The organism is Iningainema tapete BLCC-T55 (assembly GCF_014698965.1).
Taxonomy (GTDB): Bacteria; Cyanobacteriota; Cyanobacteriia; order Cyanobacteriales; family Nostocaceae; genus Iningainema; species Iningainema tapete.
In genome coordinates this window covers 70,550-97,406 of the sequence record NZ_JACXAE010000064.1, presented here as the reverse complement: position 1 = coordinate 97,406, position 26,857 = coordinate 70,550, and the positions used below count along the sequence as shown (strand labels likewise).

Sequence of the window (26,857 nt, the reverse complement as noted above, 5' to 3'; positions counted from 1 at the left end):
AACCATTAACCATTAACCATTAATAGTTAATTAATACCTGTCCATTCCCTTAAAATTGGTAATACGAAAGTGATAGGTGCTTGTTGTTCAACTTGCACACGAGACATGGTAGTGGTTCCAGTGGAAATTTGTAATTTTGGTCCTTTTGAAGAAGACCAACGATAACCGCTAGAATTGGATTTATCTAGTTCAAGTTCGGCGGTAACTTCAATTCTCGGTTCGCCTGCAGTTAGCTTGCTGACTAATTCTGAATTTCCTAATACTAAACCAGCACCTTGGGGAGTGATAGGGAAGGAAGAAACTGAAACGACTTTGCCGATAATACCGCCAAATCTTTCTCGCTTCACTGTATCAGGGGTTACTTGAATCGGCATTCCTTGTTTAATTTTCTTACCATCTTTAACAGGAAAATAGGTAATAGCTAACATTTTTCCTGCTTCACCCTGAGTGTTAATAGTCGCAATGGGAGAACCAGGATTGATAATTTGTCCGACGCTGGCAGTAATTTCTAAAACACATCCTGCTTGTGAACTAAGAATCTTGCTGTTCTCGGTTAATTTTTGCTCTAACTGAGCGATATTGCGCTCAACTTCTTTGATTTCATTTGATTTGTTATTAGAGGTTTCAAAGTTTTCCTGCTCTAAACGTTTGGATTTAGTATTTACTTCTTGCAACTGTGCTTGTAATTGGGAGATGGTGTTGATGTTTTCGAGGTATCTCTGTTGTGCCTGTGTCTCTCTAACTGTTAGTTCCCGCAATTGAGCTTGAATATCGGTGATGTTATTGAGATTAGTTAAATACTGCTGTTGAGTCTCAGTATCTCTAACTTCATTTTGTTTTAACTCAGCTTGTAACTCGGCAACTTGCTGTAGTGCTTGGCGGTATTGTTGTTCTACCTCTAAAACTGTGTCGGCAGGAATTGCACCTGCGGCTAATAGTTCTTGTCGCTTGGATAATCTTTGTTTGTGTATGGGAACTAAAGCTTGCGCGTCTTTGAGACGTTTCTCTAAGCTGATTTTTTGTTGAGCGATCGCTGTTGATGACTTATTTTTGAGTACAGGAGTTAGCGCTAAAGAATCCCGCAACCGTTGTTCGAGACTGCGACGCTGTTGAGCGATCGCCTTTAAATCTTTATCTTTCAGGACAGGGGAAAGTTCAACAGCTGTCTGCAAGCGTTGCTGTAAACTTAACCGTTCAGAAACTAGACCATCTTTTTCCAACTTAGTGCGCTGACCTTGCAGTGTACCACTATCTTGTGCTTGAGCCAACAATAGTGTCCGTTTAGCACGCTGTTGCTCTAGCTGTTGCTTTACTTCAGAAGGATCAATCGTTGCAAGTACATAATCTTTTTCTACACACTGCCCTGGGCTGACATTTACTGTCTTTAACTGTCCGGTAATTGCCGATTGAAACTGCAATACCTTGCGCGGACGGATTAATACCCCCGGAGCATTTTCCGTAATTGGAATGCGTCCAAAAATACTCCAGATTAAAGCACATAATACAAACACGCCTAAAGTAGTCAACGGTATCCAATCTCTGGGATTGACTACTTGCATCAGTTGATCTAAGCGTTCTGGAGAAGATAATCGTTCTAGCGACTCTTTACGAAACAGTTTTTCGTTATCCATTGAACAAGTATGTGAAGTGTAATTACGAAGGCGCAAACTTATTTCATTGCTGCCATTCGTTTATATACTTCAGTATTCCCATCCTTTAGAAAGAAATTACATATTTACAAAATTTGTTTAATTTAATTCAAAAGTTTGACCACACTGTACAAAACCGCAGAATCCATCTTTTTGGGCATCAGGGAGTGTACCGGGTTGGTAATGATATAGCCACATTTTCTTTCTAATCTTTTTAGGTAAAGCTAATAATTGTTGATAATGGGCATGAATTTTACTAGGAAATTGAGAAGTTTCACAATCTTGGAAAATAATATCTGCTTCGTTATAAAATTTTCCCATTTTCTCTAAAGATAATTGAGCGTCAGTAGTTAAAAAAACTTTTTGACCATTTACCTGAAAAAATAAACCATAACTAGGCATAATAAAATATCCATTATTAACATGAATAACATTTACTAAATAAAAATTGATATTTGACCAAGTAAAATAGCTATCACGGTTAACTGAAGATACTGTAAAAAAAGTCTCTAAACTGGCAATTTCACCTTCAATAGACCTCATGCCTCCAGACAAGGTATGATTCCACAAATCATCAGCTAGTTCTTTGCTTAAATAAAGATTTGGTTTATTGCATCTAGGATCAAATTTAGTAGAAAAACCAATATATTCAAGTCCACCTGCATGATCTCCATGTAGATGGCTAATGTAAATGTCAGTGATATTAAGATGGGAAAAGCCTGCTTTATGCAAAGAAAATCTGATGTCCGATCCGCAATCAATTAGAAGTTTATTACCTTGCTCGTTAACTAAGAGCATGTTTGATTGAAAATTATCATTTCCTATAGTAAAAGCAGAACCTGAGCCTAAAAAGATTAACTTGGTCATGATATTTAATATACCGGATTCATGGTAGTATTAAGGGTAACAGCTTTTGCACGCTCGTTATGCAAAGTACTAACGGCTCTACCAAGCTATATTTCGTTTATACGTACATTTTAAAACTACCTTACATACTATTCCACAGTAAATACACTTATAAAAAAATATCTTGTGGTTTGGGTTTGTCATCGGCTACAACAAATACATATTGAATTTTCAGCAGATGTATGTATTCACTATGTTGATGTTGCTTTTTTATGTAGGAAATGATCGTTATGCTCTAGAGAGCAAGCTAGTCATTGAGGTAATTCCCAAGGTGGAGTTGAAAAAACTACACAATGCACCTAATTATATGCCGGGTTTATTTAATTATCGAAATCGCCTTGTACCAGTCATAGATCTCTGCCATTTGATCGGAGGTCATCCCTGTAGTTCTCACTTAAGTACACGAATAATTTTGGTTAATTACCAGGGAGAGACTGCGCTATCATTACAAGAAACACTACCGGAAAACTACTTAGCCCCAACCAGCCATACAAAGATATTGGGACTAATGGCTGAAAGGATAACAGGGACTTTGCGCAAGCAAGAAACGGAGTTATTTGATTCGGGAATTCAAGTTGATGCTGCCCCTTATTTGGGAGAAATGATTGCTGATGGACAAGGAATGATTCAATGTATTCACGTAGAACACCTCTTACCAGATTCACAAAAAAAATTTTATTTTTAACAGTAAAACTGTTAGTTAGACAAAATATATGGGAACTTTATAACTAAAGTATCTCAGATTTTTCAAAGAGCATCCTACTAATGACATTAACAATTGAGGCTTTACTTAGACAAAAAATAGGTTTGGATACTTGTACCCTTAGCTCTGGCATCATTAACAGAGCCATACAGCAACGGATGGCGGATTGCAGTGTAACTGATCTGCAAATCTACCTGACGCAATTACAAACATCAAACCAGGAATTAGAAGCACTGATTGAAACTGTAGTCGTGCCAGAGACTTGGTTTTTCCGTTACCCAGAAGCTTTTGTATTTCTGAGTCGCTATGTAATTTCCGAGTGGTTGCCCGGAGAACCGAATGCTATACTGCGCGTCTTAAGTGTTCCTTGTTCAACGGGTGAGGAACCTTATTCAATTGCGATCGCTCTTATAGAAGCTGGGTTAGCTACAAAAAATTTTCGGATCGATGCCGTTGACATCAGCAACAAATCAATTCAGAAAGCTAAACTAGCTGTCTACAGTCGAAATTCCTTTCGCAGCGAAGATTTAGGCTTCCGGAAACGCCATTTTCTTCAAAAGGGAGATGAATATCATTTATGCGAAGAGGTGAAAAATACAGTTAATTTTGTTCAGGGCAATTTACTAGATCCTGATTTGTTGAATAACAAACAACCTTATGATGTGATTTTCTGTCGCAATGTATTAATCTACTTTGACGATTCAGCCCGAAAGCACACGCTCCAATTTTTAGAGCGTTTATTAAAAAATCAAGGTTTACTATTTGTGGGGCATTCTGAAACACAGCAAGTCTTGACATCCCAATTTGTATCTGTACAACATCCTTCAGCTTTTGCTTACCGCAAATCGAATGTGAACGTAAAAAATAATCCAACACCTAAACAGGAGCAGTTCAATAGTGCAAATACACGCCCACCGACTGAAACCCTCAAGCTTTTCAAACAAAGCCTGCCTACTCAGACTAAAAATCTTCAGAACCGCTCGGCAGCCTTTGTTAATGTAGCGACACCCTTGAAAACGTCGGCTACACCAGAACTCCCAACTGTTAATCTTGAAACTGCCCGTAGTTTAGCAGACAGTGGAAAATTAAATGAAGCTGCCACACAATGTCAGACATATTTAAATCAAAATCCTACCAGTGCTGAAGCTTATGTTTTGTTGGGGCAGTTGCGTCAAGCTCTTGGAAATGAAGAAATTGCGCTCGCCTGCTTCCAAAAAGCGATTTATTTAGAACCAAATTATTATGAAGCACTCGTTCACCTAGCTTTACTTAAAGAGCAGCGTGGCGATATTGCCTCTGCAAAAGTTCTGCGGCAACGCATCCAAAAGCTACCTCAATTGTCTGAGCAGTAAAATTTGAAATTGTGATTAACAAAAGTAATAAATTGCATCTTTACAACTAACAAACAACAATCAACCAACTTATGTTTAAAAACATGACCTTACAAATGCGGCTGATGAGCGCATTTATGTTTCTAGGAGTAATCGTCTTAATTATCGCTTTAATGGGCTGGCATAGCACTGCTGAACTCAGTAAAAACATTGATACTCTGGCAAATAATAGTCTGCCGAGTGTCATGGGATTGTGGCAAGTTAATGAAGGGCAGACGCAAATTGAGTCATCTGAGCGAGCTTTGTTAAATCCTAAACTTACCCAAGCACAAAGACAGGCTGAAATAACGCGAATCAATCAAGCTTGGGAGCAAATCGATCAGGGATTTAAACTATATGAAACAACTTCCCGCTCAGCGGAGGAAGACAAAGTATACAAACAATTGCAAATTAGTTGGGGTAAATGGAAACAAGACCATGAAGAATTTCTGCGGCTCAATCAAGAATTTGAGAGAAAAGGAATTCTTAACCCATTTGAAAAGCAGCTTGAACTACAGCGTTCAAATCAGGCATCTTCATCCGAAATGGAAGCAGCAAAAAACGCTGGTATTGCTTTGAATTTACTTAGTGAACGTTCTCTAGATAATAGAGTTTCCTTTGAACAAGCAACAAAATTACTTCTACAAGATATAAAAATCAACGAAGATACAGCAACCCAAGCTAAAAAAGAGTCTGCTAATGCCGTTAGTCAAAATAGTTTCTGGATATTAGTGGGTTTAATAATTGGTCCAGTGACAGCTGGAATTTTCGGTGTTTACTTCAGTAAGACAATTGCTAAACCGTTGGGAGCCAAAATTGAGAAAGTCGTAGGAGTGGCAGAACGGATTTCCACAGGTGATTTGACAACTCAAGTTCAAGCTACTGAAGACAGAGATGAAATAGGGAAATTATTTGCCGCCTTCCGCACCATGTCGGAAAATCTGAATTCTTTAATTCATCAAGTGCAGAAGTCAGGTATTCAAATCACCACTTCTGCTACTCAAATTGCCGCCTCTGGCAAGGAATTAGAGGCAACAGTTACAGAACAACTAGCCTCTACAAACGAAGTAGCAGCTACAGCAAGGCAAATTGCTGCTACTTCCTCACAGTTAGTGAGAACAATGGATCAAGTCAGTAAAACTTCACACACAACTGCTTATGCGGCTGGTGAAAGTCAACAAGACTTGATGTACATGGAAAAAACTATGCTGAAATTAGCAGATGCTACCAGTACCATCTGTACCAAATTAGGAATAATTAGCGAAAAAGCTAACAACATTAACAGCATTATCACCACCATTACCAAGGTGGCAGATCAGACCAACTTGCTCTCGCTCAATGCCGCTATTGAAGCAGAAAAAGCCGGAGAGTATGGCATGGGGTTCGCTGTTGTTGCCAGAGAAATTCGCCGTCTAGCCGATCAAACAGCTGTAGCCACCCTAGACATTGAGGGTATGGTCACACAAATGCAATCAGCAGTTTCTACTGGGGTGATGGAAATGGATAAATTTACCAAAGAAGTGGAACAGGGTGTTGAAGATGTCCGAAATATCAGCACGAAACTAGAGTCGATTATCTCACAAGTGCAAGCAGTTACCCCTCGCTTTGAAGAGGTGAGTGAGGGTATGGAAGCTCAATCGCAGGGTGCTGAGCAAATTAGTGAGGCGATGGTGCAATTGAGTGAGGCTTCGTCGCAAACTGCTGTCTCTCTACGTGAGATTAACAGTGCTATTGCACAATTGAATGATGCAGCACATGGCTTACGTCAAGAAATTTCCCGCTTTAAAGTAGCAGCCTAATGTCTATGGCAAACGATCTTCAAGCAATGATTAATGATTGCTGGAACCAAATTGGAATTGCCGGCGATCGCTCTTGCCCAGAGCTAAAAACCGTCATTCACTGTCGCAACTGCCCAATTTATGCTGCTACAGGACGCAGTTTACTAGAACACGAACCACCTCCAGGATATTTAGATGAGTGGACTCATTTACGCTCAAGCGAAAAAAATCTTAGAGATATCCATTCCATAGCTCCTACCGGCACAATATCAGTAAGTATCTTTCGACTGGGAGAAGAATTGCTAGCATTACCAGCCCAGTTACTCAAAGAAGTGACACAAAGCTGTGTTATTCATACATTGCCACACCGCAGCAACAACATATTTCTAGGGTTGGTAAGTATCCGGGGAGAAATTCAGATGTGTATTTCTCTGTCTGCTGTATTGAGAATAGAAATAGCAAATCTCAATCTTGAGAAGGCTGGCTCTCATGTATCTGGACGAATGGTAGTAGTAGAAAAACAAGGAAGTCGTTGGGTATTTCCTGTCGATGAAATTTACGGCATCCACCGCATTCATCTAGATGAATTAGGTCAAGTACCGACAACCATTTCCAAAGTACCAGACACCTATACAAAAGGAGTAATAACTTGGCAATCTCAAAAAGTTAGTTTCTTAGATGACGAGCTATTATTTTACTCTTTAAACAAGAAAGTTTTGTAGGGTAATAGCTAATAGCCTATAACAATTAACAATTAACAATCAACAATGAGCAATGATAATATGAACAACGTCTCCATGCTAGATTTATTTCGCATGGAAGTCGAAGCCCAAGCAGCTATACTTAACAACAATCTATTAGCCTTAGAAACTAATCCCAATGCAGCCACAGAACTAGAAGGTTTAATGCGTGCATCTCATTCTATCAAGGGAGCAGCCCGCGTTGTGCAACTGGATGCGGCTGTCAAGATAGCCCACGTTATGGAAGACTGCTTTGTTGCCGCCCAAAATGGTTCGCTCACCCTTGATTCAGCCGACAAAATTGATGTGCTGTTACAAGGGGTAGATATGTTGTTAAGCCTCAGTCAGGTTCCTAACCCTCAACTAGAAACTTGGTTGAGTCAATATCAATCAGAAATTGAGAACTTAGTGACAGCAATATCCTCAATTTTGACAGGGAATTTAAATACGCATATAAAATCTCAACCTGTCACAAAAGTTGTACATAAAGCCCCTAGCTCTCCTTCTCCTAATAAAGATGCAGCGCTAACAGAAACGCCAACCAACAGCCTAACCGCTCCTCCAAGCGTCACTTGCGATTTATCCATGCTGGCTTTATTCCGCACGGAAGTAGAAACTCAAACTACCTTTTTGAAGGAACAGCTAAACGAACTTAAAAGTAATTCGGATAGTCTTGTAGCCGAAACTTTAGTTCAAGCAGCTCATGTTATCAAAGGAGCTAGTAAGATTGTTCAAATTGATGGAGTTGTTAAAATTGCTCTAGCGTTAGAGGAAAATTTACTCGCAGCTTTGAAGAGAAAAATTCCCTTACAAACAAATCAAATTGACAATTTACTCAGAAGCGTTGATTTACTTTTACGCCTTACACAAGTAAGTGAAATTGAAATCGAATCTTGGCTGTCAAAGCATGACAGCGAAATAGCAACCATGATCACCAAAATCACGGAGAGTCCTTTAGAACAGCCAACTCTAAAAGATGTACTTGTGGTTAAAGAGCCTTCAACCGCTGAACTGGTAACTAACACCTCGTCAATTAGCGATCGCCACAAAGAAAACTCTTTCCCTGTTCCTGTTCCTGTTCTCGATCAACCAGTCTTAGAACAAAAGCCAGAGACTAGGACACCCGCAATTGCTGCACCAAAGGCGATCGCTCAAGAGTCTAACAAAGAAAGTAGTTTACACTCCGCCCAAAATTCTCAATCTGTAGATCGTGTAGTGCGAGTCAGTGCTGACAACTTAAATCGCTTAATGGGTTTGGCTGGTGAATCATTGGTAGAAGCAAACTGGCTACAACCATTTGCCGATTCCTTATTCAAACTGAGAAATCAGCAACTGGAACTACATAACTTGCTCGAAAAGTTACAAGAAAGCTTAGCAGATCAAAGAGTAAATCAGCGTACACAGAGCTATTTAAGCGACTCACGGAAAAAATCAGACGAATGCCGCCAATTTCTGGCAGATCGTCTGAGCGAGTTAGAACTTTTTGCTCGTCGTTCCGCAAATCTTTCTGATCGCCTCTACCGGGAAGTGATCGCCAGTCATATGCGTCCTTTTGCAGATGGAGTTCAGGGTTTTCCTCGGATGATGCGGGATTTAGCAAGAAGGTTGGGCAAACAAGTCAAATTTGAAATTATTGGCAAATCCACTCAAGTGGATCGGGATATCTTAGAAAAATTAGAAGCTCCACTGACTCATATTCTGCGTAATTCTGTCGATCACGGCATTGAGTCTCCCGATGAGCGTCAAGCAGTAGGGAAACCAGTTGAAGGAACGGTACGACTAGAAGCAGTCCATCGATCTGGGATGTTACTAATTACAGTCTCGGATGATGGTAAGGGGGTGGATATAGAGCGCCTGCGCGAAAAAACTGTTAATAAGGGTATGACTACTGCGGAAATGGCGGCTCAATTAACAGAAGCTGAACTGATGGAGTTTCTCTTTCTTCCCGGTTTTTCCACAGCAAAATCGGTGACAGAGATTTCTGGTCGTGGTGTTGGTTTGGATGTAGTACAGAGCATGGTTCAAGAAGTAGGAGGTATTGTCAGGGCTGTATCTCAATTTGGAAAGGGAATGGCTTTTCACTTGCAATTGCCACTAACTCTGTCGGTGATTCGCACGTTGTTAGTAGAAATATCTGGAGAACCTTATGCTTTTCCGCTGACACGCATTGAACGTATTGTCACGATTAACAAATCCGATCTGAGGTACATTGAAAATCGCCAATATTTTACGCTAGATGGACTCAATATTGGACTGGTAGCAGCCGAACAAGTTTTGGATCTCCAACAGTCTTCTCTTAATTTAGAGGTATTTTCAGTAGTGATTGTGAGCGATCGCTCCAACCGTTATGGTTTAGTGGTAGATAAGTTTCTCGGAGAGCGTGATTTGGTTGTACGACCTTTAGATACCAGGTTAGGGAAAGTTCCAGATATTAGTGCCGCAGCTTTAATGTCAGATGGTTCTCCCGTCCTGATTATAGATGTCGAGGACATGATGCGCTCAATTGACAAACGCTTAAACAACAAACTTCTCAGTAGAATCAGCCAAGGTTCAACCAGCACTACACCAACTCAACGTAAGCGCATCTTGGTAGTCGATGATTCGATTACAGTGCGGGAAGTGGAACGAAAGTTACTGGAAAACAAGGGTTATCAAGTTGACGTGGCTGTGAATGGCATGGATGGGTGGAATGCTGTGCGTACTGGTAATTACGATTTGGTTATTAGTGACATTGATATGCCCCGAATGAATGGGTTTGAGCTAGTCAGTCAGATTAAACAGCATAATACTTTACAATCTTTACCTGTAATTATTGTGTCTTATAAAGATAGAGAATCAGACCGGATTAGGGGTTTAGAAGTAGGTGCTGATTATTACTTAACAAAGAGTAGTTTTCATGATGATACTTTGTTAAATTCTGTGATTGCTCTGATTGGTGATTAATAAACTTTTTTCTCATTTAATACTAAAATGCTTACATTTTTACAAAAAATATTCACACAAGTTTCAGAAATATTACAAAATGTAGAAGTTAAAATAGGTCAAAATACTATTTCACTTAATTTAATATTACAATTAATTATCTCGGTAATAGTAGTACTGATATTTTCTCACTTTCTCTATAAAATTCTCAGAAACAGATTACTGGTAAAATTTGCCATTGACGAAGGAAACAGAGATGCTCTCGCCTCTATTATCACTTATATTACTGGCGGATTAGGATTGATACTTGTTTTAGACGGTACTGGTTTTAATCTGGCTTCATTAGCTGTTTTAGCTGGTGGTTTGGGAATTGGATTAGGCTTCGCTTTACAAAACGTAACAGAAAATTTTCTCAGTGGTCTAACTTTATTATTAGAACGTTCTGTAAAAGTTGGAGACTTTATTGAACTGTGGGTATCAGAAGAATTTCAAACACTACAAGGAACTGTGAGAAAAATTTCTTTACGTTCTACAATTATTCAAACAAATGACGGAACTAGTTTAATTATGCCTAATAGTAGTTTAGTGCAAAAACCGATTATTAATTGGAAATATCAACAAAACAAAAATCAAATTATTATTCTGATAAAAGTAGATAGTAATAGCGATCCATTAGTTGTTACAGAAACTTTATTAAATTCTGCTTATATGGAACAATCACTTGCTAAAGATCCACCCCCTAAAGTTATTTTTAATGGTTTTGTAGATAACTCTTTAGAGTTTGAGCTTAGGGTATGGACATATCAAATAGAGAAAAAAGTAGATATTAAGAGTTCTTTGAACTTTATTATTCAGTATAATTTGCGAACTTCTGGTATTCTTCTACCATATCATCAAAAAGAAACTGACCAAAATATCCTTCCTACCGATCAGCAATCTAATGACAAATATCAACCTTTATCTCTGAGGGTGTTATTGCGAAAAGTAACTTATTTCCAAAAGTTTAATGACATTGAGTTACGGCAATTAATTGAAATTGGTTATCGTCAACGTATAAAGGCATCCGACATTTTATTTCGAGAAAATGATCCTGGTAATGCATTTTACATCATTTTAGGAGGTTCGGTAGAAGTTTTTGTGGAAAAAATTAATAAACATCTCAGCACTCTTCAAACTGGGCAATTTTTTGGAGAACTTGCTTTAATGTTGGCAATTCCCCGCACAGCAACAGTAAGAGCATTAGAAGATACAAATTTGTTTGTAATCAATAATAAAGGCTTTGAAAAACTTTTAAAGAAACATCCAGATTTAGCTGAAGAAATTGTTCAAGAGTTAGGGAAACATCAAGAGGAATTAGCATCACGTCAGGAGCAGTTGCGACAATTGGGGTTAGTAGATGCAGCAGAAGATGACAATAATCCTATGGTTTGGGTTCGCAAACGCCTTCAGACAGTATTCAATCTTTAGTTGGTACATAATTTATGAGGATAGCTATTGTTAATGATATGCCGATCGCACAAGAAGCACTGCGACGGGTTTTGGTGACAATTCCAGAGTATGAAATTGCTTGGATAGCAGGTGATGGTGTTTCTGCCGTAACAAAGTGTGCAGCAGATACCCCAGACTTAATTTTGATGGATTTGTTCATGCCAATCATGAATGGGGTGGAGGCGACGCGCCAGATTATGGCAAATTCTCCCTGTCCAATTTTGATTGTCACATCTGCCGTCAGCGATCGCATGTCCCAAGTTTTTGAAGCAATGGGATATGGCGCTCTTGATGCCATTAATACACCTGTTTTGAATCCTGACGGAAGTATATCTGGTGATGCTGTTCTGGCAAAAATCGCCACTATTGCCAAACTCAGTGGAAAATCAGCTCACCGAAATCCAAAATCTAAATCTAATTCAAAATCTCTTCCACCCCTTTTGGCAATTGGATCTTCTACTGGTGGGCCCCAGGCTCTAGCAACACTTTTATCTGGTTTATCAAAAAATTTCTCAGCCGGTGTTGTGATTATTCAGCATGTGGATTCCCAGTTTGCCTCCGGTTTGGCGGAATGGTTAAGTAATTACTCACCACTTCCAATCCGTTTGGCTGTAGCAGGTGAGCAAATACAACCTGGTAAAGTTCTGATTGCCGCAACTAATGACCATCTAGTATTACAACCAACTTTAGTACTAAAATATACTAAAGAACCACGAGATTTTCCTTACCGTCCGTCTGTAGATGTTTTTTTTAATAGTGTTGCTCAGCATTGGCATGGTAAGGGCGTAGGAGTGTTGCTAACTGGTATGGGTAGAGATGGAGGCGAAGGTATGAAGGCTCTGCGCTCTGTTGGTTGGCATACCATAGCTCAGGATCAAGCCACTTCTGTAGTGTATGGGATGCCAAAAGCGGCAGCAGACTTGAAAGCAGCAGTGGAGATTTTGCCAATAAATGCGATCGCCAAAGCTTGTCAAGAGCATCTATCTCGTCTATCTTTTTAAAGCTATGACTAACTCTAAATTATCCTGGACAGAACATCCAGTTACAGTTTTACTTATTGACGATCAACCGATGATTGGCGAAGCAGTACGTCGGATGCTAGAGCCGGAAACAGATATTACTTTTCACTACTGTAGCGATCCTGCTGTTGCTATTCCCAAAGCTCTAGAAGTCGCTCCGACAGTAATTCTTCAAGATTTAGTCATGCCTGACATTGATGGCTTACTGTTATTACGTTTTTTTCGTGCGCATCCAGCAACCAAAGATGTGCCAATGATTGTGCTTTCCAGTAAAGAGGAACCAAAGATTAAAGCTGAAGCTTTTTCTCTGGGCGCTAATGACTACTTAGTAAAGTTGCCAGATAAAGTTGAGCTAATTGCCCGAATTCGTTATCACTCCAAAGGTTATATCAGCCTTTTACAACGTAACGAAGCTTATCAAGAGATCCAAAATTACTCAAATAAATTAGAAAACTCCAACGAACTGATTCGTCGGGTTTTTGGACGTTACTTAAGTGATGAAATTGTTGCCAACTTACTAGAAACTCCTGAAGGATTGAAACTGGGTGGTGAAAGGCGGAAAATCTCCATACTTACCTCAGATTTAAGAGGATTCACTAGCCTTTCAGAAAAATTGTCGCCCGAAGAAGTTTTGAAAATTCTTAATTTCTATCTAGGATTCATGGCAGATGTGATTACCCAGTACCAAGGAACTATTGATGAGTTCATGGGAGATGGGATTTTAGTTCTGTTTGGTGCTCCCACTCCTAGAGTTGATGATGCTGTGAGGGCTGTTGCTTGTGCTGTTGCTATGCAGTTAGCTATGGTTCCTGTTAATGAACAAATGAAACAGTGGGGCTTATCACCACTAGAAATGGGTATAGGCATTAATACTGGTGAAGTTGTGGTGGGAAACATTGGCTCAGAAAAACGGACTAAATACGGTGTTGTTGGCAGCCAAATTAATCTCACTTATCGGATTGAATCATATACTACAGGTGGTCAAATTTTAATTTCCGAATCTACTTTAAAAGAAGCTGGCAGCATTGTGAAAATTGAAGGACAAAAGCAGGTTACTCCTAAAGGGGTAAATCAGCCAATTAACATCTATGAAGTAGGCGGAATTTCTGGGGAATATAACCTCTTTTTATCCAAAGCAGAAGAAGAGTTTTTTCCCCTTCGAGAAACTATCAAAATTCAATATAGTATTGTGGAAGGTAAGGATGTCAGTGACACTGCTTTTTTAGGAAATTTAGTTGAGCTTTCCGCAAAAGGAGCTCTGATACGTAGAGATTCAGTAGGTGGTTGCCCATTGGCACTCAGTAATATAAAGCTAAACTTAGTCGTACCAGATCAAGCAACAGCAAGTGAAGATGTCTATGCCAAAGTATTAGACATTGCCCAAAATGGAAGTTTTTACATTCAGTTTACAACGAAACCTATCCATGTAGCAGCACATCTTGATGCTATATATAAATCAATTAGTGTGAAAAGTAAAGTCGCATAATCACATCTTAATAAACGGACAGCACAACGAGCAAAGCTTTTTAGGGCTAAAGCCCTTACTACAAACTTTTATTTATTTACGCCTACCTACTTACAGACGGTGTAGAGACGCGAAATTTCGCGTCTCTACAGGGTTTATATGTATCATGATTAACGAGAAATGGTATCACAACTTGTTACGAGAGAGACACAACTACCGCATTCCTTCTCCCCATCAATAGACGGATAGTTCTGCAAGCTGATGTCGCGTCTTAAGGAAGAGGTTGAAAAAAAGTAGAAACTTTAAAACTAGATCAATAGGGTTTAAGCTCGCGCCGCAACTCCTGCTACTAACCAAAATTCCTTCAAAATGGCTATTCCTGAGTTTTTAAACCAAATTTCTGACACTATCTGGGAAATTCCGGTTTCCTATAAGGAGGGGATGCGCGTTCCCGCCCGGATTTATGCCACACACAAATTAATAGAGGAATTAGATGAAGCTGTATATGACCAAGTGACCAATGTAGCTACACTTCCTGGTGTAACTAAGTACGCTTTGTGTATGCCTGATGGACACTTTGGTTATGGTTTTCCCATTGGTGGAGTAGCTGCGATGGATGTGGAACAAGGAGGTGTAATTTCTCCTGGTGGTATCGGTTTTGACATAAATTGTGGTATGCGTTTGATGGTAACAAACCTGACTTACAATGAAGTTAAACCCGATCTCAAAAAGCTGGTAGATAAACTTTACCAAAGGGTTCCAGCCGGGGTAGGAAGCACTGGCTTTGTGAAACTCTCGCGCAATGAGTTTCGTCAAGTAGTTGAGCAAGGCGCTCAATGGTGTGTCCGCAATGGCTACGGTTGGGAAGAAGACTTAGAACTGATGGAAGAAAACGGATGTCTCAAAGGTGCTGACTCTTCCAAAATTAGTGAAAAGGCAATTGACCGTGGTTTCAACCAAATTGGTACGTTGGGATCGGGAAACCATTATTTGGAAATTCAAGTTGCTCGACAAGAATTCATTTTTGATCGGGAATTAGCCGCGAAGATGGGAATTACTATGCCAAATCAGGTGGTGGTGATGTTCCACTGCGGAAGTCGGGGATTTGGTCATCAGGTAGCAACCGACTATCTGCAAATCTTCCTCAAAGTGATGGAGAGCAAGTACGGGATCAAAATCTTGGATCGAGAATTAGCCTGTGCGCCTTTCGACTCTCCTGAAGGGCAAGCTTATTTTACCGCTATGAAGTGCGGTATCAATATGTCTTTTGTCAATCGTCAAGTTATTCTACACCGCATTCGGGAGGTGTTTTCGGAAATTTTCGGCTACTCGGCAGAAGAATTGGGTATGCATATGGTATATGATGTAGCACATAATACCGCTAAACTAGAGCGGCACATTGTTGATGGTCGAGAGCGATCACTGCTCGTACACCGCAAAGGTGCAACCCGCGCTTTTGGTCCTGGAATGGGAGATGTTCCCCAACGATATAAGGAAATTGGTCAACCAGTAATCATTGGTGGGAGTATGGAAACTGGGTCTTATTTATTAGTAGGCGTACCCAGCGGCGATCAAACTTTCTTCAGCACTGCTCATGGTAGTGGACGTACAATGAGTCGAGCAAAAGCAAGAAAAACCTACCGAGGTGAAAAACTCCAGAAAGATATGCAAAGCCGAGGTATTTATGTCCGCAGTACCTCCATGTCAGGGCTAGCGGAAGAAGCAGGAGCAGCTTACAAAAATATTGATGATGTCATCGAAGCCGCTGAGTTAGCCGGGATTAGTAAACGGGTGGTACGGTTAACGCCGATTGGAAATATTAAGGGGTAGTTTATGGCAGTACGTATACCACTAACAGTAATCACAGGACCATTGGGAAGCGGTAAGACAACTCTGCTGCGTCACATCTTGGAAACTTTCCCCAAAAAAATCGCCATTCTCATGAATGAATTTGGCGAGATTGCTATTGATACAAAAATAATTCAAGGCAAAAATGTGCAGATGGCGGATTTGGGTGGCGGCTGCGTGTGCTGTTCGCTGTTGGGAGAGTTTGAAGCCGCAGTCAATGAAATAATTGATACAGTTGAACCAGACAACATTGTAGTAGAAACAACAGGAGTCGCTGAGCCGGATGCGTTGGTTTTTGATATTCAAGAGAGTTTGCACAGAGTACGGTTAGATGGGGTTATTACTCTGAGCGACGCCGATGCAATGGTAAGATATCCATCAGTAGGTCACACAACTCGGATGCAAATTGAAGCAGCTGACACCATCCTCCTGAACAAAGTTGATTTAGTTTCCCAAAGCGAGTTGCAAGCTATAGAGAAGAAGTTACATTCTCTGAATGAAACTGCTACAATTTTGCGTACCCAACGAGGTAAGGTAGACCCAGACTTACTCTTTGGCATCGGTAGAGAAAGAGTACAACCACCGCCACACCACGTTCATCAGCCTGAATTTGAATCTTTTGGCTACAAATCGCCTGCTAATTTTAATCGTCAATGTTTTGAGGAATTTGCTGATAGTTTGTCCGACGTTTATCGTGCAAAAGGGTTTGTCCGCTTTGACGAAGAAATCTACCTATTTAATTTTGTTGCAGGACGCTGGGAACTGGAGCCATTTACACAAGAAGCAACCGAGTTAGTTTTTATTGGTAAACAGTTGAGCGAAAAAAAATCAGAAATTATTAGTAGATTAAAAACTTGTGAGCAATAACTATGAACCCCCCAACCCCCCTTTTTAAGGGGGACACAGGAGGGGGGATATAATTGTCATGCAATATTAGTAAATTCATATTATGCCCTACGAATTTCTTGAAGATATTGCCACCGCTGATATTGCCTTTCGTGCAACTGGAAAAGATTTGCCGGAAGTTTTTGCAGCAGCAGGTGATGCAACCATAAACGTGATGATTGAAGATTTGGATTCAATAGAACCAAATGTTACACGAACCTTTAGTTTGGAAGATGATGCATTAGACTTATTGCTATTCAATTTTCTTCAAGAATTGGTTTACTACAAAGACAGCGAACTACTGCTGCTACGAGCACAGCAAATTCAGTTTGAAGAGAAAAATGGCAACCACCAGCTAAGTGCTGTACTTCAAGGAGAAAAACTCGATCGCTCCCGCCACCAACAACGGGTAGATGTCAAAGCTGTCACCTTACATCGCTTCCAACTAGAAAAAACCAGTGACGGTTGGACGGCAATGGTAATCCTAGATATTTAGTCGATCAGCTTTGTCAAATTTGATGTATCGGATGTATCATCTAGTGTCAAGTTTTATCTAGTAATTTATAAATTTATAAAATGCCATTAATTTTTCTATAAACAAAAGTCAAATAATCAAAAAATATGGTAATGCGACTACCGATAATTAGAGTGTACCTTCATGTTTAGGGGCATTAGTTCCCAAAATATATAGTGGAGGACAAACAGCATGGACGAATTAACTGGTAGCTCCTATAGCTATAGCTTTGATGGTGGTTCCAATAGTAACTCAAGACCCCAACTTGGTCCCTTTGATCGTTTGCTTGACATAGAAGGCGTAGACGGACCACAAGACATATTTGGCAATATTGACAGCAGTAGTTACGGTGATGGTTCAAGCCCCTTCGGTGGTGGTAGTGGTGGTTCAAGCCCCTTCGGTAGTGGTAGTGGTGGCAATTCCCAGGCTGTCAACCCCTTTGCTGGTGAAAACTTCTGGAACATATTCGCGGGTGGTGTTAATCCCGATGAAATTGCTCGTAACAACTCCTTCGGTGGTAGTAACAACTCCGGTGGTTGGTAGTAAGCATCTGCTATCAATCTTTGGAGGTTACCAACAGTTTCATTAAGTGACGGTTTGGAGAAGCCCGAAAGCCCATGCGCTGATAAAAAGCCACTGCGCGATCGTTGGATGGAGTAGCTTGAAGCGCAAGGGCGACAGCTTTTCCACTCCATGTTTCTTTTAACCATTGAAAGAATGCCGTGCCGACGCCACAACCTCGATAGTCTTCCTGCACAAAAAGTTCATCTATTTCAATAAAATCGCCTCCATACTCGTTACTCCAAAAGAAGACTAGGATTGCATAGCCAATAACTACATTGTCCTTGTCAAAGACTATGATGCGTCCCTTTTCAGGTTTTAAAGTAAATTCTCGGAAAGTATTCTGAATTTTTTCTGAGTTCATTCCCATAGTTGGTGGATCTTCTTGGTAAAGAGAAAATACGTGGTTTTGTAACGTGGGAAAATCACTCTTTGTGCAATCTCGGAAGTGAACCATCATCACAACCTTGCTCTTACAAAAAAGATTTTAGCATCACACCAAGCTCCTTTTTCTGTTATCGGCAAAGCTTGAATTTCTGCTATATATTCAGTTTTACATTGCTGTAATTTATCAGCAGATAGTTGGAATACTTGAGAGCCAAAAACGTTTTGAGAATTGATATTCCATATATCCTCAGCAGTCTTAGTATCAGGGGTAAAATACCAACCAAACTGCTCAGATTGCACTTCAATATCTTTAAAACCTATCTGTTGTAAAAGTTGATAACACCTTTCAAGAGTGCCAAGCGGTTCATTTGGGTTAGGAATTTCTATACCATACCTTTGTGCCACTTGCCTAAATAAAACAGAAGGAGGGAAAGCTGTTTCTGCCCAAGCATTAAACGCCACCATTGCACCCGGTTTTAAAAAACGATACCATTGCTGCAAAGCAGCAGGTATATCAGTTAAATAGCAAATTGCTAAAGAACATAATATCCTATCAAAACTGTTGTCACTAAACTTTAAATGCTCTGCATCTGCTTCTATAAATTCAACATTTTCTAAACCTGTAGCCGCTAGCTTTTGTTTTGCATAGCTAAGCATTCCTGCCGAAATATCCACGCCGATGACTTTGCCTGAAGCACCAACTATTTGGGCAGCAGAAAGTGCAACTATACCAGTGCCAGTTGCTACATCTAAAACTTGTTGTCCGGTTTGCATGTTGGCAAATTCAATCAAACGATTGGCAACAGGAGCATAAAATCTGCCGGAGTCGTAGTTGGTTCTGGAATTGAAGTCGGCAAGCAGTTGCTGTTTGTAATTCATGTTTGGTTGAACGTGATTAAAGGGAGGCGGAGCCTCCTGAACTGCATTCCCATGCTGAGCATGGGAACGAGAGGCGAGAGGCTGCTGAGCATGGGAACGAAAGCGAGAGCGAGAGCCGACAGATGAATGCCATATCTCTACTTTCCTACCTTCAACCAAGCAAACAAATCCCCCACTGTAAGTTGCAATGCTACCAAGTCGGGAACGAGTAGTACGTCCGCTTCTTTTTGCAACAGTTGCGGTTGTTGTTTTGGTGGGTAAACTAGCACTGAGCGTTCATCTGGGTCAATTAACCAGCCTAAGGAGCTACCGTGATTAAGACAGTGTAGGATATTCCCGGTGACTTTTGTTTGACTTTGATCTGGAGAAAGAATTTCAATCGTCCAATCGGGAGCCGCCGGAAATACATTGGCAACATCCCCATTTTCATCAAGGGGTATTCTATCCCAAGCAAACACTGCCACATCTGGCACGATAGAACGTCCGCCAAAGGTACATCGCAATTCTGGGAAAGCAATGGCAATTTGTTTAGCTTCCACTACTTCGTTAATAGCAGTAACTAGCTTACCTTGTAACTTACTGTGCTTCCCTTGGGGCATAGGTTTTTGGATAATTTGACCGTTGAAGTATTCACAAGCAGGCTTAGTTTCTGGCAGTTTGAGAAACTCTTCCAGAGTAAGTGTTTTTGCAGGTGTTTGTACCATGCGCGAGCCTCCTCTTTTTTAGGGCTGGCAGGAAAACCTACCAATTCTTCTTTCAATCTAAAACAGCAGGCCACAATTGAGATACCGAAACTTCCCACCCAGGTAATAACTCTGGAAAGTTCAGCTTGTCATCATCGCTCAGCATTGTTATCATCGGCTTTTGATGCCGATTATACACAGCCACAGTGCGATCGTCTGGGTTAATTAGCAGTGCTACTTCTACACCTATTTGCAAAAACCCCATGACTTTCTCTTGTATCAATGTTAATCTGTCAAAAGCAGATTTAATTTCGACAACTAAGTTAGGCACAAGTTCAGGATATGTACGCGGAACTCGCTTTAAGCGTTCCCGTGAGAAGAAAGAGATTTGCGGCGCAAGTACATCTCCATTGGGTAATTGAAATCCTGCACCGTTGGCAACAACATATCCCAGCTTATGCGGCTCTACCCAATTCGACAAAAGCGCACAAAAGCGAGTGCTAACTGCACCAGAAGTAAAATCGGTGGTTGTTTGAGGTAAATATTCTTCATTACTTGAAGTGCGATCGCGACTAGTTCCTGGCATAACTACTGGTTCGACAATCTTGGGCGTGATTTCTTCTAGCACTTGTTGCCTAATATTCTCAATATCTACTCCAAAGATTTCCAACACTCTAACCGCAACCCCATCTGTTACCCGTAGAGAACCAAGGAGAAGATGTTCTGTACCAACATAGTTATGACCAAGTTGACGAGATTCTTCTATAGAGTAGTCTAGGACAGATTTAGCTCTGGGAGTGAAGGGAATTTCTAAGGCTGTGGTTCCGTTTCCACGACCGATAATTTTTTCTACTTCCTTCCTGGCATTGTCAATTTTTACTCCATAAGATTTGAGAATCCTAGCAGCAAGGCTAGTTTCTTCCACAACTAGTCCCAAGAGAATCTGCTCAGTACCAACAAAATTATGTCCCATACGGCGACCTTCGTCTTGAGCAAGCATAATCACGTGCTTTGCTTGTGTAGTAAATTTGTCAAACATAGAACCTTCTTGAAAAATCGGAGTCATTGGAATTGGATCGAGGAAAAAAATTGTTTCAATTGGACTGCCAAAAAGCTGGGCAATTTTGCTCGCTAGGGGCAAGCTAGGGTCATATTTACCCGTTTCTAAAGCGTTAACTGTTTGACGACTTACACCCAGACGTTCTGCCAATTGCGCCTGTGACCAATTGAGTTCTGTTCTAAGAATACGTAGACGGTTTTTCATAGCTTGCAAAATACATCTGCATGGCTCCCTACCGCTACACCTTCTATAGTAAAGGTAACTTTACTATAGTGTCAAGTTAGCTTTACATAAAAGTGTAAAAGCTGCATAGAGGAGGACTGCTGTTTGATCTCTAAAGCCTCAGCCTAGTGCAACTGGAATCTGGATGGCAAATGTTGTCCTTGTGAATCACGCCATTTCTATGCAGCCCATCTAGAATAGTGGCAATTTGAATAGCGATGTCTAAAAATTGCTGTAGAGACGTTACATGTAACATCTCTACATTTATGGCATAATCTTTGAGGGAAATACCGCCAAAATCTGCCATTACTAGCGCATAACTGTAAATGGCTCAATAATCTCACGGAAAAAGGCAGAGATGCGAAATCCCCGCCTCATAGCTTGTAGAACCATAAGTCTATTTTAATAGACTTTAGCTATTAAACTACAACTGAAAGTTCCGGACAGTTGATAATTTGTATGATCAACCTTTGACACACACAACTTGCTTCAAAGTAGCTACCACTTCAACAAGATCGGATTGATTGTTCATTACCTCATCAATTGGTTTGTAAGCACCAGGAATTTCATCCAAAACATCTGGATCTTTACGGCACTCAACCCCCTTGGTTTGTGCAATCAAATCATCGAGGGTGTAGACATTCTTCGCTTTGTTTCGAGATAGCAAACGCCCTGCTCCATGAGAGCAACTACAAAAACTATGAGCACAACCTTTACCCTTAACAATGTAAGATTTTGCTCCCATTGAACCAGGGATAATACCATAGTCTTCTTCCTGAGCGCGAACTGCTCCTTTACGAGTTACGTAAACATCCTCGCCAAAATGTACTTCCTTCTCAGCGTAATTGTGATGACAATTTACCTCCAATAATGGTTTAGTCGCTTTACCACCTGCAAGATGTTTTTCAATGATACGTTTAAAACGTGCCATCATCACCTCACGGTTGAAACTAGCATAATTCTGCGCCCACTGTAAATCGTTCCAGTATGCCTGAAATTCAGACGTACCAGCAACAAAATAAGCTAAATCAGGATCGCTCATGCGATTTTCTGCCATTTTTGCTAATTCCTTAGCAGTGTTAATATGACACTGAGCTAAATTATTACCGATGTTACGTGAGCCAGAATGTAACATCAGCCAAACTTGATTCTCTGTATCGAGGCAAACTTCTAAAAAATGATTTCCTCCGCCGAGAGAACCCATTTGTTTCATTGCTTTACCTTGCAAGGAATGCACACCACGATGCAAGTCTTTGAAGTCTTGCCACCCTTGCCAGTTGGTGACACTTTTTTCAACGTCTTTATTTTCGTTGAACCCAGTAGGAATTGCTGCTTCAATATCCATACGGATTTTTTTCAGCTTTCCTTCTAGTTTGTCAGCCGTAAATGATGTTTTAATTGCTACCATCCCGCAACCAATATCAACACCGATCGCAGCGGGAATAATGGCTTCTTTTGTTGCAATTACCGAACCGACTAAAGCACCTTTTCCTAAATGTACATCTGGCATCAATGCTACATGTTTAAACACAAATGGCAGTGATGCTACATTTTTCGCCATCTTGGTTTCTTCCGATCCCAAAGGGTGATTCGCCCAAGATAAAACAGGCGATGGAGTTGAAAGTTTTAATTCTTCGTAAGGCATAGTTTAATTTTGGATTGAATGTAAGATTACGTGCTATTGCGTAAGCTATTTCAAGCGATCGCAATGCATAATATATTATTTTTGTACTACAACTGTAATACAAAAATTCAGCGATGTCAATCGAGTAGCCTAGCAGGACTGTATATTTTGGCAAAAAATATATTAAAATTTGTAAATAATATTACAGTGAAAATAAACCCATCAGGTGACACAATTCTATGGCACGTCAGCTCCTTCGGGGAAGTCAAAAGTCAAGAAACAATTTGGGAACGTTTTTTATCACCTGTGGTGTTTAACTAAGTTGTGCGATCGCTTCTTGAATAGCAGTGGCGATCACATCTTCTGATGTTGCATGAGTAATTTGCTGACTTTGCTGGAGGAGAAACTGTTTAAAAATGGTATCTTGTTGCGCCTCACTCAAAAGCACTTGCTTAATTAGTTCTGCCTGAGTTTCTGCTGTAGTGGCAACACTCTGTCCTTGTAGTTGAGCTAACAGAAGCCTAATGGTGTTGGTTAATTGAACAGGTTCAGAACTATTGGCAATGATGCTGCGAACTTGATCTGCAGCTTCATTATATTCAATTTGCCCAGAGCCAGCAAGGTTAGTAATAGTACTCCCAGTAATCAAGAAACTATTACCAAATGGACGTTGACTGAATTCTTTGATTACTTCTGCTTGGTTTGCGGCAATTCCCAGTAGACTGTTAATTTGCTGTTCCTTTGTAGCCAGCAGTTGCTTTAACTCTTCATAATAGACACTAAGGCGTTTCTCCACTTCTAAAGAGGGGATGTTCTCATGGTGAGTCACCTTAACCACCCAAAGATCCCCTCGTTTCTCAATACCTTTGAGTTCTAATCCTAAACCGTCATCTTCTATCTGGAGTTTTTGTAGGGTGAAAGCGAAAGCACGCCAGTTAACTCCTTCTTTAAAAACTAACTCAACCACATTGCCAACTTCTTGATAAAGAGATTCAAATTCTCTAGGTTCAAAGTTGCGCTCCACTGGATAGCGATCGGTTGGCTCTCCTTTGTCATCCAATTTCCGGTAGATGTAATCACATTGAACGTTAGTAAAGCAAGTCTGGCTGTTGACATTCCAATCTTGTATACAGCTTCCGGTTAAGTTGGCATTTGTAAAGTCAACGCCGATGACTTGAGCATTAGCCAAGATACTACCACGTAGATCAGCATCTTTCAGATCTGCCCCAGTTAAATCTGTATCGATCAACTTCATCTGCCGCAAATCGGCTCCTTGAAGATAAGCGCCACGCAAACACAAGTTACTAAAGTCTGGATCTTCAGAACACCCACGAGTTAAGAGTTTTTGTACCTTGGGAATTTCTAAGTCTAGGTAGCGACTATCGACTCTAGCTCTTTCCAATCCAGTAACACCTTGAAAGCAAGTTCGGTAAAGTTTTCTTGCTCTCAAATCAGTGTTAGCTAGCTTAGCATTTTTGAAGTTGACTTCGCTCAAATCTAGGTTATAAAAAGATGTACCACCCCAAGATCCAGCAGCAAGTGCCCAAGATCTTAACAGCCCTGGATAGTTCCAAGGTGTACCTCGTAATCGGTTCGACAGCCATGCACTCAAAGCTAAGCACAAACTTTATATAGTGCCACAGACAGTAATAACTATGGGCAAGTTAGATGATAACAAAACTTCTTTAAACCCTGAGTTTTTTGCTTGCAACTCAACATTGATGGCAGTACTAGAACCAACAACAGCGGCGAGAAAGAGAGTGGAAATAATCAGAATTTTGGTCAAGATGGAGTAACTAAATACAATATCCGTTAGTGCAATCATAAAACGGATAACAAAGAAGCTAACACTACTACTTCCTAAACAAAAAGCAGTAACCACAATAGTCATTGGTATAAATGTATGTGAAAGTTCTATAAAATCAAACTTAGCTATCAACTCTATAACGATTACTACTGCAAAAAAGCTAGAAATCACTAATAGTAAACTTTTGCTCAGATTTTGAAAAATTGCAGTTGCTATTGCGGCTGATACCACTAATACCATTGCTATAAATGGCAAACGCACAATGTCTTTTACAATGATATTTAAACTGGTGATACATCCAACGAGTCCGGCAAAGATACCTGCTATGAAACAAAGCATTACAATTAACAGCAACAGTACCAATTTTAAAAAAACTGTTTGACCAGCAATCACATTTTGTAAGTCAAGTTGCAAAGATTGTTGGTGAATATATAAACTTTTTATTTGTTTTTTTCGATGAATATTTTGTTTTTGAATTTGCATTTTTAGTAGTGATAGTTATAATATGTTCTCTTATTTAAAGATAAATTATAATTAAACATTGATAATTTTTGTTTCAATTAATAATTATTTAATTTTTTAGCTAAATTACAGTTTCGGTTAAAGAGAGTCCTGATATGACCTATAATAACTTAAATAAGCAATTCAGTAATTATTATGACTACAAAAACTTTTCTGAAAGATAAAGAATATTGGTTAAAACATGGCAATTTCAGTTTTGGGGACTGGACTGTATCAGCAGGGCAAACGCATCTAAATCTGGAACAGATATTATTGACAAAAAGCCAGTTTGATGAATTAAAAAAACTTACCGAATTTATGATGTTTGCTCTTGTGCCTACTTATAATCAGTAAGTTAAAAATACAACTATGTGATATCCTTGACAAGCATTATGTTATGTGATTAGTTTGGGGATTCTATTAAGTAGAAGCCAAACTCATCAACAATAAGCGTTGACCTTGACCCTATTTTAATAGGACAATAGTTAGATATTTATTGTACGATTTGTCAAAAACTTTTTGTATAATGTATTATGGTCTTGCCCAACAAATTCAGTCAGATAACTGTCAAAAACATCTGATAGTTAAATATTTATATGTATGATTTTTTGGTAATCAAGCACATTCTAAAACTTGACTTAAATAGTCATTATCCATAGCTGCCAAAAACTGTTTATTTTTGGTTCCAAGTTTCTGAGTCTTTTCTTGCCCCAAAAGATTAACAGCTATATGACGAAGGACTGCAAAGTTTTGTGGTGCGTTATCTTTTCTAATTCGACAATCATCTTCTCTTAATTGCACGTCTAATACCCAATGTAAAGAGTTTTCGACACCCCAATGGTTACGGACTGACGAAGCTAATAACTTGGCATTACTAGCTAAACTAGTAATATAGTAACGAATCTCAACAGTAGTCTTTCCGTTTACTATACGGACATATTCAACCATGCCTATACTTTTTAGAGAGTCCCATTTACGATTTGGATCTATTTGTTCTGCGATGTCTGATAGCATCAAGTAATGACGAATTTCTTCTCGTCCGTGGCTTTCTGAATAAGTAGAATAGGTACTGTAATTAAATCCCTCAAATCCTGTAGCAATTGCATCTCGAAATAATTGCTCTACATTTTTATATAAATTTCCTTGATTTTTTTTCAAAGTTATAACATAATCGCCTTGCTTTTGAGCAATTAACTTCACTATTTCTTTTTGGCATCCCATTGCATCAATAGTGACGATGCAACCAGCAATATCTAATATTTTAATTAATTCAGGAATTGCTTGTAGCTGTTTGATTTTTGGTCTACTTGTCGCTGTCCTAAAACTAATCTATTACTACAAGCCCAAGCACTAATCATATGAATAGCACCCTTGGATGCTCCTTTGTCGTAAGAATGTTTTAAAGTTTTTCCATCTACGGCGATTACTTCTCCATCAGTAATTCGACTGACAGATTTAATCCAATTCAAAAAACATTGCTGAAGTTGTTGTGGGTCAATACGCGCAAAAGCCCTTGCTATTGTATCATGAGAGGGTATACCATTTGGTAACTCTAAAAATTGTTGTAACCATTGTTGCTTTGCGTGACCATAAGTCTCTATTCCTACCCAACCATCGGCTCCACAAATTACCGCACAAATAGCGATAGTAACTATATCAATTAACTTGTGCCTTTTTGTGCGCTCCACTCTTGGGTCATTCAAGTCGGCAAAATAGTCGGCAATTGTAATTTTAGGTTTTAGTTTCACGGCTATATACTTAGGTAATAGATTTTCTTGTGCTTAAAAATACTATATTTAAGTCACATTATTATACTATGATTGTTAAAGTCATTTGCCGTAACGCT

The 26,857-nt window shown here is 39.7% G+C and carries 23 protein-coding genes and 1 pseudogene; 13 read left to right on the top strand and 11 right to left on the bottom strand.

The annotated features are described in order from the left end of the window. Positions 1-26 precede the first annotated feature (26 nt). Together ICL16_RS19310 and ICL16_RS19305 are read right to left on the bottom strand one after the other, a co-directional pair. Positions 27-1,631: an NHLP bacteriocin system secretion protein gene (locus tag ICL16_RS19310; protein WP_190830808.1), complete on the bottom strand. Its 1,605-nt coding sequence runs from the start codon at positions 1,629-1,631 to the stop codon at positions 27-29. A gap of 117 nt (positions 1,632-1,748) precedes the next feature. Next, entirely contained in the window at positions 1,749-2,516 is a 768-nt protein-coding gene (locus ICL16_RS19305) for an MBL fold metallo-hydrolase (RefSeq protein ID WP_190830806.1), read from the bottom strand. A 232-nt stretch (positions 2,517-2,748) separates the two neighbouring features. On the opposite strand from ICL16_RS19305, the gene ICL16_RS19300 reads away from it, so the two are divergent. From ICL16_RS19300 to ICL16_RS19245, 12 genes are all read left to right on the top strand, one after another. Further along, positions 2,749-3,240: a chemotaxis protein CheW gene (locus tag ICL16_RS19300; RefSeq protein ID WP_190830804.1), complete on the top strand. Its 492-nt coding sequence runs from the start codon at positions 2,749-2,751 to the stop codon at positions 3,238-3,240. A gap of 80 nt (positions 3,241-3,320) precedes the next feature. Then, positions 3,321-4,610, top strand: a complete 1,290-nt coding sequence (locus ICL16_RS19295) for a CheR family methyltransferase (protein ID WP_190830802.1) — start codon at positions 3,321-3,323, stop codon at positions 4,608-4,610. A 71-nt stretch (positions 4,611-4,681) separates the two neighbouring features. After that, positions 4,682-6,427: a methyl-accepting chemotaxis protein gene (locus ICL16_RS19290; RefSeq protein ID WP_190830800.1), complete on the top strand. Its 1,746-nt coding sequence runs from the start codon at positions 4,682-4,684 to the stop codon at positions 6,425-6,427. A gap of 5 nt (positions 6,428-6,432) precedes the next feature. Beyond that, complete coding sequence (locus tag ICL16_RS19285) at positions 6,433-7,128, top strand: chemotaxis protein CheW (protein WP_202895618.1); 696 nt, start codon at positions 6,433-6,435, stop codon at positions 7,126-7,128. A 45-nt stretch (positions 7,129-7,173) separates the two neighbouring features. Continuing rightward, on the top strand, positions 7,174-10,089 hold the full coding sequence (locus ICL16_RS19280) for a hybrid sensor histidine kinase/response regulator (RefSeq protein WP_238360840.1): 2,916 nt from the start codon (positions 7,174-7,176) through the stop codon (positions 10,087-10,089). A 27-nt stretch (positions 10,090-10,116) separates the two neighbouring features. Beyond that, positions 10,117-11,535 carry a cyclic nucleotide-binding domain-containing protein gene (locus tag ICL16_RS19275; RefSeq protein WP_190830799.1) on the top strand — a complete coding sequence of 473 codons (1,419 nt, stop codon included), beginning with the start codon at positions 10,117-10,119 and terminating at the stop codon, positions 11,533-11,535. 14 nt (positions 11,536-11,549) lie between these two features. Continuing rightward, positions 11,550-12,557: a chemotaxis response regulator protein-glutamate methylesterase gene (cheB, locus tag ICL16_RS19270; protein WP_190830796.1), complete on the top strand. Its 1,008-nt coding sequence runs from the start codon at positions 11,550-11,552 to the stop codon at positions 12,555-12,557. 4 nt (positions 12,558-12,561) lie between these two features. Further along, a complete protein-coding gene (locus ICL16_RS19265; protein WP_238360839.1) occupies positions 12,562-14,061 on the top strand; it encodes an adenylate/guanylate cyclase domain-containing protein in 1,500 nt (499 codons plus the stop codon). Between the two features lie 348 nt (positions 14,062-14,409). Next, positions 14,410-15,870 carry an RtcB family protein gene (locus tag ICL16_RS19260; RefSeq protein ID WP_190830792.1) on the top strand — a complete coding sequence of 487 codons (1,461 nt, stop codon included), beginning with the start codon at positions 14,410-14,412 and terminating at the stop codon, positions 15,868-15,870. Between the two features lie 3 nt (positions 15,871-15,873). Then, entirely contained in the window at positions 15,874-16,755 is an 882-nt protein-coding gene (locus ICL16_RS19255) for a CobW family GTP-binding protein (RefSeq protein WP_190830790.1), read from the top strand. Between the two features lie 82 nt (positions 16,756-16,837). After that, positions 16,838-17,269, top strand: coding sequence for an archease (locus ICL16_RS19250; RefSeq protein ID WP_190830788.1), 432 nt, complete (start codon positions 16,838-16,840; stop codon positions 17,267-17,269). Between the two features lie 210 nt (positions 17,270-17,479). Then, positions 17,480-17,830 carry a hypothetical protein gene (locus tag ICL16_RS19245; protein WP_190830786.1) on the top strand — a complete coding sequence of 117 codons (351 nt, stop codon included), beginning with the start codon at positions 17,480-17,482 and terminating at the stop codon, positions 17,828-17,830. Between the two features lie 13 nt (positions 17,831-17,843). On the opposite strand, the gene ICL16_RS19240 is transcribed toward ICL16_RS19245, so the two are convergent. From ICL16_RS19240 to ICL16_RS19205, 8 genes are all read right to left on the bottom strand, one after another. Beyond that, on the bottom strand, positions 17,844-18,308 hold the full coding sequence (locus ICL16_RS19240; protein WP_190830784.1) for a GNAT family N-acetyltransferase: 465 nt from the start codon (positions 18,306-18,308) through the stop codon (positions 17,844-17,846). Next, a complete protein-coding gene (locus ICL16_RS19235; RefSeq protein ID WP_238360838.1) occupies positions 18,308-19,273 on the bottom strand; it encodes a class I SAM-dependent methyltransferase in 966 nt (321 codons plus the stop codon). The genes ICL16_RS19240 and ICL16_RS19235 overlap by 1 nt, the downstream gene beginning before the upstream one ends. Further along, positions 19,252-19,818 carry a Uma2 family endonuclease gene (locus tag ICL16_RS19230; protein WP_190830782.1) on the bottom strand — a complete coding sequence of 189 codons (567 nt, stop codon included), beginning with the start codon at positions 19,816-19,818 and terminating at the stop codon, positions 19,252-19,254. Before ICL16_RS19230 ends, ICL16_RS19235 begins: the two co-directional genes overlap by 22 nt. 52 nt (positions 19,819-19,870) lie before the next feature. Next, positions 19,871-21,061: a Clp protease N-terminal domain-containing protein gene (locus ICL16_RS47735; protein WP_190830780.1), complete on the bottom strand. Its 1,191-nt coding sequence runs from the start codon at positions 21,059-21,061 to the stop codon at positions 19,871-19,873. 130 nt (positions 21,062-21,191) lie between these two features. After that, complete coding sequence (locus ICL16_RS19220) at positions 21,192-21,386, bottom strand: hypothetical protein (protein ID WP_190830778.1); 195 nt, start codon at positions 21,384-21,386, stop codon at positions 21,192-21,194. Positions 21,387-21,542: 156 nt separating this feature from the next. Further along, positions 21,543-22,724 carry an RtcB family protein gene (locus tag ICL16_RS19215; RefSeq protein WP_190830776.1) on the bottom strand — a complete coding sequence of 394 codons (1,182 nt, stop codon included), beginning with the start codon at positions 22,722-22,724 and terminating at the stop codon, positions 21,543-21,545. Between the two features lie 292 nt (positions 22,725-23,016). After that, positions 23,017-24,315 carry a pentapeptide repeat-containing protein gene (locus ICL16_RS19210; RefSeq protein ID WP_190830774.1) on the bottom strand — a complete coding sequence of 433 codons (1,299 nt, stop codon included), beginning with the start codon at positions 24,313-24,315 and terminating at the stop codon, positions 23,017-23,019. A 15-nt stretch (positions 24,316-24,330) separates the two neighbouring features. Beyond that, positions 24,331-24,993: a hypothetical protein gene (locus tag ICL16_RS19205; protein WP_190830772.1), complete on the bottom strand. Its 663-nt coding sequence runs from the start codon at positions 24,991-24,993 to the stop codon at positions 24,331-24,333. Positions 24,994-25,167: 174 nt separating this feature from the next. On the opposite strand from ICL16_RS19205, the gene ICL16_RS19200 reads away from it, so the two are divergent. Further along, the gene (locus ICL16_RS19200; RefSeq protein ID WP_190830771.1) at positions 25,168-25,365 is read left to right on the top strand and encodes a hypothetical protein; all 198 of its coding nucleotides are present in this window, start codon (positions 25,168-25,170) and stop codon (positions 25,363-25,365) included. Between the two features lie 261 nt (positions 25,366-25,626). Here the strand turns inward: ICL16_RS19200 and ICL16_RS19195 are convergent. Beyond that, positions 25,627-26,672, bottom strand: a pseudogene (locus ICL16_RS19195) (ISAs1 family transposase). Between the last annotated feature and the right edge of the window lie 185 nt (positions 26,673-26,857).

Bases quoted from the DNA above. Each gene is read 5' to 3' on its own strand.
- ICL16_RS19310 (WP_190830808.1), bottom strand. From the start codon at position 1,631: ATGGATAACGAAAAACTGTTTCGTAAAGAGTCGCTAGAACGATTATCT.
- ICL16_RS19305 (WP_190830806.1), bottom strand. From the start codon at position 2,516: ATGACCAAGTTAATCTTTTTAGGCTCAGGTTCTGCTTTTACTATAGGA.
- ICL16_RS19300 (WP_190830804.1), top strand. From the start codon at position 2,749: ATGTTGATGTTGCTTTTTTATGTAGGAAATGATCGTTATGCTCTAGAG.
- ICL16_RS19295 (WP_190830802.1), top strand. From the start codon at position 3,321: ATGACATTAACAATTGAGGCTTTACTTAGACAAAAAATAGGTTTGGAT.
- ICL16_RS19290 (WP_190830800.1), top strand. From the start codon at position 4,682: ATGTTTAAAAACATGACCTTACAAATGCGGCTGATGAGCGCATTTATG.
- ICL16_RS19285 (WP_202895618.1), top strand. From the start codon at position 6,433: ATGGCAAACGATCTTCAAGCAATGATTAATGATTGCTGGAACCAAATT.
- ICL16_RS19280 (WP_238360840.1), top strand. From the start codon at position 7,174: ATGAGCAATGATAATATGAACAACGTCTCCATGCTAGATTTATTTCGC.
- ICL16_RS19275 (WP_190830799.1), top strand. From the start codon at position 10,117: ATGCTTACATTTTTACAAAAAATATTCACACAAGTTTCAGAAATATTA.
- cheB (WP_190830796.1), top strand. From the start codon at position 11,550: ATGAGGATAGCTATTGTTAATGATATGCCGATCGCACAAGAAGCACTG.
- ICL16_RS19265 (WP_238360839.1), top strand. From the start codon at position 12,562: ATGACTAACTCTAAATTATCCTGGACAGAACATCCAGTTACAGTTTTA.
- ICL16_RS19260 (WP_190830792.1), top strand. From the start codon at position 14,410: ATGGCTATTCCTGAGTTTTTAAACCAAATTTCTGACACTATCTGGGAA.
- ICL16_RS19255 (WP_190830790.1), top strand. From the start codon at position 15,874: ATGGCAGTACGTATACCACTAACAGTAATCACAGGACCATTGGGAAGC.
- ICL16_RS19250 (WP_190830788.1), top strand. From the start codon at position 16,838: ATGCCCTACGAATTTCTTGAAGATATTGCCACCGCTGATATTGCCTTT.
- ICL16_RS19245 (WP_190830786.1), top strand. From the start codon at position 17,480: ATGGACGAATTAACTGGTAGCTCCTATAGCTATAGCTTTGATGGTGGT.
- ICL16_RS19240 (WP_190830784.1), bottom strand. From the start codon at position 18,308: ATGATGGTTCACTTCCGAGATTGCACAAAGAGTGATTTTCCCACGTTA.
- ICL16_RS19230 (WP_190830782.1), bottom strand. From the start codon at position 19,818: ATGGTACAAACACCTGCAAAAACACTTACTCTGGAAGAGTTTCTCAAA.
- ICL16_RS47735 (WP_190830780.1), bottom strand. From the start codon at position 21,061: ATGAAAAACCGTCTACGTATTCTTAGAACAGAACTCAATTGGTCACAG.
- ICL16_RS19220 (WP_190830778.1), bottom strand. From the start codon at position 21,386: ATGGCAGATTTTGGCGGTATTTCCCTCAAAGATTATGCCATAAATGTA.
- ICL16_RS19215 (WP_190830776.1), bottom strand. From the start codon at position 22,724: ATGCCTTACGAAGAATTAAAACTTTCAACTCCATCGCCTGTTTTATCT.
- ICL16_RS19205 (WP_190830772.1), bottom strand. From the start codon at position 24,993: ATGCAAATTCAAAAACAAAATATTCATCGAAAAAAACAAATAAAAAGT.
- ICL16_RS19200 (WP_190830771.1), top strand. From the start codon at position 25,168: ATGACTACAAAAACTTTTCTGAAAGATAAAGAATATTGGTTAAAACAT.